This window comes from Oleiphilus sp. HI0123 (assembly GCF_001635315.1).
Genome location: NZ_LWGE01000141.1, coordinates 1 through 11,710, shown reverse-complemented (window position 1 = coordinate 11,710; position 11,710 = coordinate 1). Strand labels below are relative to the sequence as shown.

Annotated in this window: 7 protein-coding genes; 4 read left to right on the top strand and 3 right to left on the bottom strand. The window is 44.1% G+C overall.

Annotated features, from left to right (window positions below; all coding sequences use genetic code 11):
• The coding region (locus tag A3761_RS01355; protein WP_156491484.1) for a M48 family metallopeptidase at positions 1 to 1,536 on the bottom strand (1,536 nt) is incomplete at its 3' end.
• 261 nt (positions 1,537 to 1,797) lie between these two features.
• Between A3761_RS01355 and A3761_RS28865 the strand changes: the two genes are divergently transcribed.
• Positions 1,798 to 2,733 carry a PaaI family thioesterase gene (locus tag A3761_RS28865; RefSeq protein WP_368664571.1) on the top strand — a complete coding sequence of 312 codons (936 nt, stop codon included), beginning with the start codon at positions 1,798 to 1,800 and terminating at the stop codon, positions 2,731 to 2,733.
• A gap of 63 nt (positions 2,734 to 2,796) precedes the next feature.
• Here A3761_RS28865 and A3761_RS01345 read toward each other — a convergent pair whose 3' ends face one another.
• Complete coding sequence (locus tag A3761_RS01345; RefSeq protein WP_197470094.1) at positions 2,797 to 3,927, bottom strand: SMP-30/gluconolactonase/LRE family protein; 1,131 nt, start codon at positions 3,925 to 3,927, stop codon at positions 2,797 to 2,799.
• A gap of 264 nt (positions 3,928 to 4,191) precedes the next feature.
• Here A3761_RS01345 and htpG point away from each other — a divergent pair, with 264 nt between their 5' ends.
• From htpG to A3761_RS01330, 3 genes are all read left to right on the top strand, one after another.
• Positions 4,192 to 6,108 carry a molecular chaperone HtpG gene (gene htpG / locus A3761_RS01340; RefSeq protein WP_068510476.1) on the top strand — a complete coding sequence of 639 codons (1,917 nt, stop codon included), beginning with the start codon at positions 4,192 to 4,194 and terminating at the stop codon, positions 6,106 to 6,108.
• A gap of 362 nt (positions 6,109 to 6,470) precedes the next feature.
• Entirely contained in the window at positions 6,471 to 9,008 is a 2,538-nt protein-coding gene (locus tag A3761_RS01335; protein ID WP_068553018.1) for a hypothetical protein, read from the top strand.
• A 123-nt stretch (positions 9,009 to 9,131) separates the two neighbouring features.
• On the top strand, positions 9,132 to 10,226 hold the full coding sequence (locus A3761_RS01330) for a hypothetical protein (RefSeq protein ID WP_068553017.1): 1,095 nt from the start codon (positions 9,132 to 9,134) through the stop codon (positions 10,224 to 10,226).
• On the opposite strand, the gene A3761_RS01325 is transcribed toward A3761_RS01330, so the two are convergent.
• On the bottom strand, positions 10,216 to 11,710 hold a 1,495-nt coding region (locus A3761_RS01325), incomplete at its 5' end, for a sensor histidine kinase (RefSeq protein ID WP_068749675.1). The genes A3761_RS01330 and A3761_RS01325 overlap by 11 nt on opposite strands.

The window sequence follows — 11,710 nt, the reverse complement described above, 5'->3', positions numbered from 1 at the left end:
CGAGCTAATGCTGGTTTTAACCTTTTCGCCTGTTTTTAAGTGATAAACAACTTTGGCAGGATAGTAGGGGCTGCGTTTTTGCGCCGGAATCGTTTCGTTAATTGACCATTCTTCAATCTTAATTACTTTTCCATTTGCGTCAATTAGCTGCGTGCGCAACTGTAGAGCGCCAATGTTCAGTGGACTATGGTTTTCTATTGTCACCAATAAAGGCCCTTTAGGGTCTTGAACATGCTTGGCCTTTAAGTATTTTTCCGGTGTTTGCTTAATTTCGATTAGGGCCAGTTTTAGTTTTGCCTGTTGACCTATATCGCCTTGCGCCTGGGCTGCTTGTGCATAGTACTTAAGTGCTTGTTCCTGATTCTGAGACTCGCTGTATAGCTCTCCTAATTGTAGGGCAGCAATACTTGTTGGTAGTAAACGCATGCTATAGCGATAATCATCAATGGCATAGCTAGATTGGCCTAGAGCGGCATAGCTTTGAGCACGCTTTAAGTAATAAGAAAATTGATTTGGGTTGAGCTCTGTGGCGCGCATATGGGCCGCAAGTGCAGAATCTTTATTTCCCTTAGCGGCCAATGCATCGCCTTTTATGGCGCTAAATAGTGCTTCTTTAGGTTCTATATTACTTGCTTTAGAAATAAGGCTAAGCGCCAGGTCGTAATCTTTTTGTGCCAGGGCGGCATTCGCCTGGTCTGCCAGGTCGTAAGCTTCTTGTTTACTCTTGAGGTAGGCGATGGCTTGTTGATACGCCTCTTTACCCGAGAAGGCGTCTTTGACAGGGTTTGAGGCAGCGTATTTGATATTTGCTTCTACCCGTTCTTGAGAGGGCGGGTGTGAAGCAAATAAACCGTCAAGCCATGAACTTTTTTGCTGCTTTGATAGTGAGACAAAAACCTTTTGAAGTTCAACAGCGCCCTGCAGGTTGTAGCCAGCCTTAGCCATATATTTCATGCCGTAGTGGTCTGATTCCAGCTCGTGGTCGCGTCCATATTTGGCAGTGGTTAACCTTGCCCCTAAGTTCGCACCGCCAATAATTAAGTCTCGATAGTCATTATTCGCCAAGCCTAAACCCAGGCCCGCCATGCCGACTTGAACCAGTAAATTATCACGCTGACGCTGGGCGCCGTGTCTGGCAGCAGCGTGAACAATTTCATGACTAAGCACTGCAGCTAGTTGAGCTTCACTTTCCAGCTTTAAGAGCAGGCCACGATTAATAGCAATCTTGCCTGATGGCAGGGCCCAAGCATTAGGGACTGAGTTATTGAGAACGACAAACTCATAGGGAAGTTTTGGGACATCACTAAGGGCGGCGAGCCTCATACCAACCGTGCTGACATATTCACTAAGCTTCGGATCAAGGTTGTAGGCGCCACCTTGTGATTGCTGTGCTGGTTGGTATTGTTGCTGGCCTATTTTAACGTCTTCAGAAAAAGAGCTGAACATTAGCTGCTTTTCTCCGGTTACCGGGTTTACAGAGCAAGCGCTACAGAGCAAGGTTAGGCAGAGTAGAAGATAAGTAAAAATGGGGCGCATAAGACAATACCGGGTTCTAGTTAACAGTAAGTCAATTTTGCGCTAATGGATTCACTCTTTTCAATAGCAAATGAGTAATTACTATTGTTATAAATAGGATGCTAGGTGGAAATCTCCTGATTAATTACATTTCTTAAAAAGTGTGACATTGGTTATACTTCGGCGCTTCAAATATGTTAGCTGATAAGGAGCTGACATTTTATGCTTAACTAGAATAAGCGTTCCCAGCTAAATTATGTAACGCTGATTGTGAGAGAATGAATGAGAGACGAAACCATGTTGTTTACCCAAGTCGAAAGCTTTGTAAGCGTATTGGCTCAGTGCCAGGAGTTGGGTATTAAGGTTGTTTCTGCAAGAGAAAACGAGCTGATACTAGAATTGCCTTACAGCGAGAAGATTATCGGTAACCCAGATTCAGGGGTTATTCATGGTGGTGCGATTACCACCTTGATGGATACGACCGCAGGTGCCGGTGTGCTATGTGCAATGCCGGAGTTTGAACTCTGCCCAACACTAGATTTGCGTGTTGACTATATGCGCCAGGCAAAACCGGGGCAGTCAGTATTCGCGAGAGCAAGCTGCTACCGTTCAACCAACAATATCTTGTTTATGAAGTGTGAGGCTTATCAGATTGACCGGACTGTGGCGCATTGTGTCGCAACCTTTATGCGTATGGGCGAGAAGGGCATTCCTTCCTTAGATGTGATGACGAAAGATATTCCTGTTTATCAATCAAAGAATATTGGCAAGGTTTCTCTGCCCGAAGATTTTAAAGATTCGGTGATACAAGCGCGCGACAAGAGCGACTACAAGATACTGACCTCAGCTATTCCTTATGCGCAATTGATTGGCATTGAATGCCTGGATGATAGAGGAGAGCTAACCTTTAAGTTAAATCAGAAGGAAGGCAATATTGGTAATCCTATTCTTCCCGCAATTCATGGTGGTGTCATTGGTGGCTTTATGGAATTGTCTAGTGCTATGTATTTGCTGGTATCTCAGTCGACTTTGAAATTTCCCAAAATTATTGATTTTTCATTAGATTACTTACGTGCCGGTGCAAACCAGGATACCTATGCCTATTGTAATGTGACCCGCCAGGGTGGCCGCGTTGCTAATGTCGAAGTTCACGCCTGGCAAGAAAGCCGCGATAAGCCAATTGCCTTGGCCAGAGCGCATTTTTTGTTAGAGGATTAGGTTTTTCAAAGGGGTCAGACTCGATTGAAATTCAATCGAGTCTGACCCCTTTGAAATTCAACCTCAATGCCCAGGGTAAGCAGTGGTATCGGTCTTCAATTTAAATATCTGATAAGGGCCTTTTTCTTGAATGTACTGGTCAGGCTTGGCTATCACACTTTGTAGCGCACTAGCAGTAACGTATAACCAGCCATTCGGGCCGAAGCTGAAACCATCAGGCCAGCGAAGCTTCTTGTCTTTGTAAAGTGTTTGTATGGAACCATCAGAGCGCATCTGTATGATAGCCGAATGCTCCAGATCGCTGATGTATAGAGTGTCCTCATCATCGATAGTGATGCCATCGCTCATGGTCTTTTCACCAAAAGCTTCGATTTTAGTTTTCAGCGCTTCTGCACTTAGTGCAGGATTATTCAAATCACTTACCCGTACGCGCCACATCTTCTCGTCGGTAACGGGAGCAAAGTAAAGCCATTCTTCGTTGCGGTCTAGCGCAATAGAGTCAACGCCAGGGCGAATAGCAAAAACACCAAACATCAGCATTTTCACACCTTCGACATGAGGAACATAGTAGTCCGGGTCGACCGAGTCGTGGTCTTCAATAGCAATACGAGCACGCTGTTCTATCACATCATAAACGATGATAGATGGGCTAAGACCTATGATACTTGCATTGGCGATATAGATGCGTGTGCCATCATGACTGACTTGGAAGTCATTCATATGTGAGCCTAGCCCTGCAATATCTGAACTAAAACGATGATGATGCACAACCTCGCGGGACTCAATATCCACGGCAAGGATCTGAGGTGTTTCTTGCCCATGGTCACCATAGTCGAGTAGCCATAAGCGGCCTTGTCTGTCTAAACGCATTGATAGAACAGTACTCAAGTTAAGACCAGCTGGTGACTCGAACTCAAATGGTTTGGCTTCGCCATCAACCAGTTCTGCGATGTTATAGGGTGGAAAACCTTCCGGATGATAAGTGAAAAAGATGCGCTCATTTTTCGAGACTGCGATGTTTCCAGGAGGGTAGGGCAGGTCAGCAACTTTGATAAGCGCTTCAGCCGGGAGCAGGGGCTGGCCACTTCTATCAGGGAAGGCATCGCCGCCGCCGTAGAAACCATCGAGTGCGGCCGCACCGAGGCCAATAATCAAAACAACTGCGAATAATAGTGTGGTAAGGGCTTTTAACATGATTCTCAATTTATCTTTGTAAAGGTAGGTGGAGGGCATTAAACCATAATCTGGCTTTGTGCGCGAAACAGCTCGAAACAAAACACGATAAAAATTACTTGAAATTAAAAATGCCATCCCCACATAAGGTTTCAAGGCTTTTCAGGTCGGTGGTAAGCAAGGCTGCATTGATAATGCAGTCCCTCTCATAAGTTTGAGATAAATTGCTGCCGGAAAGCGACAAATCAATTTTTCTGAACAACGAAAAACGAGAGAAACAAATATATGTCAGCACAAGATAATTTAGAAGCAAAGCAGGAAACCCTTGGCTTTCAAACAGAGGTTAAGCAGCTTCTACATTTGATGATCCATTCCCTTTATTCAAATAAAGAGATCTTCTTACGCGAATTGATTTCAAATGCTTCCGATGCAGAAGATAAGCTGCGTTTTGAAGCGCTATCTAACAACTCTTTGTACGAAGACGATGGTGATCTGAAGATTCGTCTAGAGTTTGATGAAGAAGCCAAGACAGTGACATTAACTGATAACGGTATCGGTATGAATCGTGATGATGTCATTAACCACTTAGGTACGATTGCCAAGTCAGGCACTGCCGAGTTTATGTCTAAGCTAACAGGTGATAGCCAGCAAGATTCTCAGTTGATTGGTCAGTTCGGTGTTGGGTTCTATTCCGCATTTATTGTTGCCAAGAAAGTTGATGTATTCACGCGTAAAGCGGGTACAGATAAAGCGGAAGGTGTTCACTGGAGCTCCGAAGGTGAAGGTGAATTCACCATAGAGAATATCGAGCGTGCCGAGCGTGGTACTTCGATTGTGCTTCACCTGAAAGAGGAAGAGGCTGAGTTTGCTAACGGCTGGAAGCTACGTAGTCTGGTTAAGAAGTATTCTGACCATATCGCCTTCCCGGTTGTGATGAAGTCTGAGCCAATGCCTGCTGAAGAAGGTAAAGAGCCAGAAGAGCCAAAAGACGAGACAGTCAACGAAGCCACAGCGCTTTGGTCTTTGTCTAAGTCTGAAATCAAAGAAGAAGAGTATCAATCTTTCTATAAGCATATTTCTCATGACTTCCAAGAGCCACTAACTTGGTCTCATAACCGTGTTGAAGGTAAATTGGACTACACAAGCTTATTGTATATTCCTTCAAAAGCGCCTTTTGATATGTACAACCGCGATGTACCGAAAGGGCTCAAGTTGTACGTTCAGCGTGTTTTCATCATGGATGAAGCTGAGCAGTTCCTGCCTCTGTACCTACGGTTTGTTAAAGGTATTGTTGATACTCGCGATCTTTCGCTGAACGTCTCTCGTGAAATCTTGCAGAGTGACAAGACCGTTGAAAGTATGAAGACTGCTTTGACCAAGCGTGTTCTTGATATGTTGACCAAGATGGCGAAGAACGATGCTGAAAAGTATCAGTCTTTCTGGGATGAGTTTGGCCAGGTAATCAAGGAAGGCTTGGCTGAAGACTTTGGAAATAAAGAGAAAGTTGCCGGTTTATTACGTTTTGCGTCCACTGAAGGGGATAGCAAGCAGACAGTTTCTCTAGCGCAGTACATTGAACGTATGCAAGAGAGCCAAGACAAGATCTACTATGTTAGCGCTGAGAGCTATGCAGCCGGTATCAGTAGCCCTCACATGGAAATCTTCCGTAAAAAGGGTATTGAAGTGCTTGTGCTGAGTGATCGTGTTGATGGCTGGATGATTTCTTACTTGAGTGACTTTGACGGTAAGCACTTGCAAGACATCACCAAAGGCGAGCTAGATCTAGGTGATATCGAAGACGAAGAAGACAAAAAACAGATCGAAGAAGCGAGCAAAACTTATGAAAGCTTGATCGGCCAGATCAAAGACTTGTTAAGCGACAAGGTTGAAGAAGTTCGTGTTACTAATCGTCTGACTGACTCGCCAGCTTGCTTGGTGGCCGGTGCACACGATATGGACGCACAAATGAAGAAGATCATGGAAGCAGCTGGTCAGGCTGTTCCAGAGACTAAACCAAGCTTCGAAGTGAACCCGGAGCACCCATTGGTTCAGAAGTTGAACGAAGAGCAAAATGATGACCGTTTCAACGACTTGGCCAACGTCTTGTTTGATCAAGCTGCTCTTGCTAGCGGTGAACAACTGAAAGACCCAGGTGCCTTTGTATCTCGCTTGAATAAGCTATTGTTGGACTTATCTAAGTAAGTCTAAGACCTAGCTAAGAAAGGGAGTTTGGTTTTGGCCAAGCTCCCTTTTTTTGTTTCTGCAATAAGACAAATCAATTCTCTTGAATTGCTTGATCAAGTGGAGCTCCTTTAAACGTCTTTGTTTCAACTAGTGATTTATTTAGGGGCTTCTCTTTCTAAAAATATGCTTGTCTAAATGTTAGCGCTGAACTATCTTTCTTTAACGGCTTTGAAAATATACAAAGCACTAAAGAATTCTATCTGTCACTATTGAAGTAGCTATATATAGATTCGTAGCACTTTTGTGATGGGTGTGTCGAAATTTATGTTGACGCTCAATCACCTAAAAAGGGTGAGGGCACCAAGGAAAGGAGAAAGTTGATGAAAAAATTAGGTTTAAGTCTTGCTATTGCAGCTGCACTAGGTTTGAGCGCGTGTGGTGGGTCAAGTGGTGGCTCATCGGGTGGAAGTTCGTCGAGTTCAACGGTAACCGGTACAGCGAGTAAAGGTATTATTGTAGGCGGTCTTGTGAGCGCTTATCTATTTGATAGTTCAGGTTCCCCAGAAACAACAGCAATTGCGACAGCCGTAACCGATTCGGCAGGCGAATATTCCTTAACGATTCCTTCGGAACATGAAGGCAAACCTGTTTTTATCGTAGTTGATGACAATGATGGTGCTGCTTCAATGAAGTGTGATATTGCAGGTGGCTGTGATAACGATGGTGATGGTACTGTAGATGTGGAATTTGGTGCTTCTTTAGATCTGGCAGCTGGTGACTTAAGTTTAAGCGCGGTTTTACCAGAGAGTACAGAAACGGTCTCTGTTAACGTAACGCCACTTACAACGGTTGCTGCGACATTGGCCCAAAGCGTTATCGAAAGCGGCACAGTGTCAGAATTTAACATCCAAGAAGCTGTCAACAATGCCAATTCTCAAGTAGCTGACCGTTTTGGTTTGACTCAGGATATTACTAAGATCCCAGTCGTTGATTTAACTGACCCAGAAGCCGTTGCAGCGCAATTAGCTGACGATGCAGATGTCGTTCAGTATGCAGCGATTAATGCAGCAATTGTGAGTGCTGTTCAAGGTGATGACACCACTAATAGCACCTCAATCAACGAGGCAATTGAAAGCTTTGCAGAGAGCTTTGCTGATTCAGGCTTGAGTGATAATGCTGTGAGTGATGATGTGACTGACTTGGGCGATATTCTAGAGGATGCTCAAGAGGTTATCCAAGAAGTTGAAGACGATATCGTAGCTTTAGGTGAAGAGTTTGCTGATGCGGTTACGGATATTCAAAGCCTAGAAGATGATGTAGCAGCCGATGAAACCTTGGCAGATGAAGCGGTAGCTAGCGACGACGGTGACCAAGGTACGGCCAGTGAGACAGCAAATGCGACTAACTTGGCTCAGGTAAAGGCGTTTGTAGAGGAGCTTCGTGAACTAGGTACTGCAATAGATAGTTCATTAGTTGGCGACGGCGAGGGGCAGGATACGGTTGCTAATATTCTGGATGGCTTTGACCTACAGATGGAAGCCGCAGATCTCGCGAGTTCTGATGATGTCGGTAATGCGGTTGAAGGTATGGCAGAAGCTTTAGGTGCGATGTCTATTGCTTATGAGAATAACTTCGACTTTGAGACTGGCGGTTTGTTAACTCCTTCAGAAGAAAATGAAGCAGAACTTACGTCGCTTCCAGCAGATGTAGTCGTCGAAGGTATTACGGTAAATATCTCACAAAGTGAAGGGGCTATTGTTCTAAGTGTTGATGAAACTGTTGTTATTGAAGACGATAGCGGCATAGCTCAGAACGTGAGTGTCGACATGATGGGTACTGTCGTCGACTTTACGATAGATGATGACTCTACTGAGTATGAAAATTATAACGAATCAACCAACGTTTATACTTGGGGCGATGAAGGTACCGTCTCAGGAAGTCTGGATATCGATGTGACTGGTACGGCATCGGTAGGAACTGTTCTGGTTACTCTAGAGGAAGGTTCAGGTCTAGAAGCTGAAGCCAACCTTTCATATGAAGGCAATGGTACAGAAGGACAGAGTAGCGGTAGCTACGATGACTACCTTAATGCCACCGTGACTGATTTTGATGCGGACTTTAATGTCAGCATTGAACAAACAGAGGCAGGTGAAGGACAAACTGATGGTCCAATGTCATTCTCTGGTATGTTGGGTCTAGACGCATCAATTGGTCGATTCATTGAGGACACAGAAGATACTTGGAACAATACCGAAACTAGTTGGTCTGATTCAGAATCAGAAGATCTAACACTGAGAAGCGCAGTGGTAGGAATTAGTTTGCAGGGTACTTTTGCAAATGATGCGCACAGCTTTGAAGCATCGATAGCGCTAAATGGCGATGCTACGGGTGTTACCTTCCGCGAGATCTATAGTTATGATGAATCATATAGCCAACAAAATGGTTGGTCATATAATGACTCTAACTCGGATAGTGGCGAGACAACATCGAACTGGTCGGACTTGAGTGCAAATCTGAGCTTCAGTGCTGATCTTCAAGGGGTCGCTGATGCAATTGACTTCTCATTTGATGTTGAGCGCTCTGGCTATGACGATGCAGACTTTAGCTTATCTTTGGCTTATCCTGGTCGCACGATAGATATCGAAGCGGCTATAGAAGGTATCGATACTGATGGCGCAACTGCTGAAATGACCTTGACCAATAATGACGGTGTCGTGATTACAGTGACAGGGGATGAGTCTATTAGTGAGGAAGACGGACAATTTACCATTGAGATCCGTAAAGATACTAATGAGGATGGTGTTGTCGATGAAGACGACTTCCTATACGCGTGGTATGAAGTTCGTAACGGCATTGAGTTGTTAGTTTTTGCTGATGATCAAGATGCAGATAATATTGAGTTTGAATCATTGTTCTAAGTCAATGCTTAATCGGGCATACTGCTTAAGTGTTATACTAGCTATGCCCTGATTATAGGGAATACAAGAGAGGCGTTATGCCTCTCTTTTTTTTAGGGATGTTATTTTAGGTGTTAGTTCAGAATGCTAGTTCACAGGTTTACACTACTATTCCTCTCTCTTTCCTTCTTTATACTCAAATCTAATGCTTATGCGGCACCTGCAGAATATGAGGCCTACCTAGAAAGTGATGTCTATGGGCATAGTGAGACCTCTTCAATAAAGCAAATCGCTTTTGATGAGTTTAAAGGGCCACATTACCGTCAGGGTGAGTTTTCTTTTACTCATAATCGTTGGGAAAGTGGTATTCGTTTTAATAACTTCAAGATCGCCGCAATTGCTCGCTATGATTATGTTTTGGATTATTCTGAGGATCTTGCTGAGCTTGTCTATACAGATAAAAATAAGCTTGAGGTAGATACTAATCGGGATTATGAGCTGTATTTGGATGTATTACATGCACATACTTCCGGGGTTAAACTTGGCTATTTGACGCCATTATTACCATCGCTAAGTATGGAAGTTGATATTTCTTTGCTGAATATGTCGGCGTTTATGGACGGTAGCCTTAGTGGTGATGTACAGATTTCTGAAGACAGTTACACTGGTAACATTGAGCTAGATTACGTTTATGATAAGGACCGGTTACTAGAACGAACTGCAGTAGCACCTGATGCTTATGGTTATACCTTGGACTTAAGGTGGATGTTTAGGCCAAATGAGGATCTCAGCATTGATGCACAAATACTCGACTTATATAGCCATATAAAAATCAACCGTGCGCCAACGACCTCTGCGCAAGCGAGTTCTGACAGAGTTAACCTTGATCCATCTGGCAGGGTGGATGTAAAGCCTGTGCTGACCGGTAGGGAGGGCTATAAAGAACATACGCTAAGGTTTCCTAAGCGTTTAAGTGTAGAGGGTCGTTACAGGCTGTCGAGCATGTTGGAAATGGGCTTGGGCTTACATAAATATGATTCCTGGATGACTAGTCGCCTCCACGTAAACGGGTTTATATCAGAGCACGGCGCACTTCAAACGGTTTATGATTTTAAAACTAAGGCGGTAACATTGGGCTGGAAAGGAGAAAGCTGGCACTTTACTTTAACAAGTGATCGTTTTGATATTACTGATGCCTACACCTTTGGATCACTCATAGGGGCGAGCTTTAGGTTCTAATCGGAATACTTACCGAGAAAGTTGTGCGCCCAACTTCACTCTCAAAATCAATATTTCCTTGATGCTTATCGACAATTTTCTTACAGATTCCTAGTCCTAAACCGCTGCCTTCTCCGGCTGGTTTTGTGGTAAAGAAGGATGAAAATACCTTTTCTTGGATATCCTCAGGAATTCCTGGGCCGTTGTCGGTGAACTGCACAAGAATATTACCCTCCTGTACTTTGGTAGAGACCGATAATTCACCTTCATTATGCATTGCTTGAAGTGCGTTATGGGTTAAGTTGGTCCAGACTTGGTTTAGTTCGTCGGGGTAGCAGAGTGTTGAGGGTAAATCACCATAGTCCAAGTGCACTTCACAGCCTTGCTTAAACTGGTTCTGGTAAAGCACCAAGACTGTTTTAATGCCGTCGTTGATATTGCTTTGAATCATTTCTCCGCTGCAGTCTTGATGAGAGAAACTCTTCAAGGCAAAGACTATTTTTGATACGCGCGCGATGGCGGTATGAATGGTCATGTTGTTTCTTCGAATACTCGTAAGGGAGTGAGCGAGGGAAACGATTTTGTTATTTTCAGGGTCGAGAATTTCAGGTTTTAGTGCGCTGAGCTGATCGTGTAAGCCCATTTCCAATAGCAATTCTGCTAGATCTTCAGCACCTTCCTGATGATGGGGAGCAAGTTCTTTTGATAGAGAGCGCTTAATTGCCCTTTCCTCACGCGTGCTAAGGGAGTCGGAATGATTATTCGTCGACCTGCCTAGCAGGGAGATGATCTTATTCAGTGCTTGAGCGTCAGGGTCGGGGCTTTTTTCCAGAATAGGTTTCAGTTGGGTAAGGTGGTCTTCCAAACTCATAGAGGTATTACTGGCCGATGCGCCTATCGCCCCGAGAGGCGTATTGATTTCGTGAGCAATACCTGCGATCAGTTGACCAAGTGCTGCCATTTTTTCTGAGTATATTAACTGCTGCTGGCTTTCTTCTACTTTTTTGAAGGCGTTAAGTAACTCTTCGTTCTTCTTATGCAAGGCCTTTGTTCGCTCATTAACTTTTGCTTCAAGCGTTAAATTATATTGCGCTTGTTCTAGGTAATTTTCTTCCAGGTTTTTTGCCATGTCGGTGAAGTTATGACTGAGTTCGGCAATTTCATCAGTACCAGTTACTGCGGCGTTATGGACTTTAGTGAAGTTTCCGTTTGCAATTTCTTTGGTGTAAGCGCTTAAACGCACTATGGGCTCAACTAAGCGCTCTGCTAACTGAGAGATCAGCACAAAGGCGACTAACAAAATCGCTCCGGCACTATAAAATGCCTTGTTCGTTTGTTCTTCTTGTAGTTGAGTATTTTCTGCAATAGATTGGGTGATCACTTTGTTCAGTTTTTTCAGCGAATATAGAAGGTAAATATCCCCCCAGTTGGATTCTCCAATAGTTATCGGTACGCGGTATTCAAGTGAAGAGATCGGAAGAGCGCTGTCTTCAGGGTTATTAATC

Coding starts and splice junctions, on each gene's coding strand:
- A3761_RS28865 (WP_368664571.1), top strand. CDS start 1,798: ATGAGAGACGAAACCATGTTGTTTACCCAAGTCGAAAGCTTTGTAAGC.
- A3761_RS01345 (WP_197470094.1), bottom strand. CDS start 3,927: ATGTTAAAAGCCCTTACCACACTATTATTCGCAGTTGTTTTGATTATT.
- htpG (WP_068510476.1), top strand. CDS start 4,192: ATGTCAGCACAAGATAATTTAGAAGCAAAGCAGGAAACCCTTGGCTTT.
- A3761_RS01335 (WP_068553018.1), top strand. CDS start 6,471: ATGAAAAAATTAGGTTTAAGTCTTGCTATTGCAGCTGCACTAGGTTTG.
- A3761_RS01330 (WP_068553017.1), top strand. CDS start 9,132: ATGCTAGTTCACAGGTTTACACTACTATTCCTCTCTCTTTCCTTCTTT.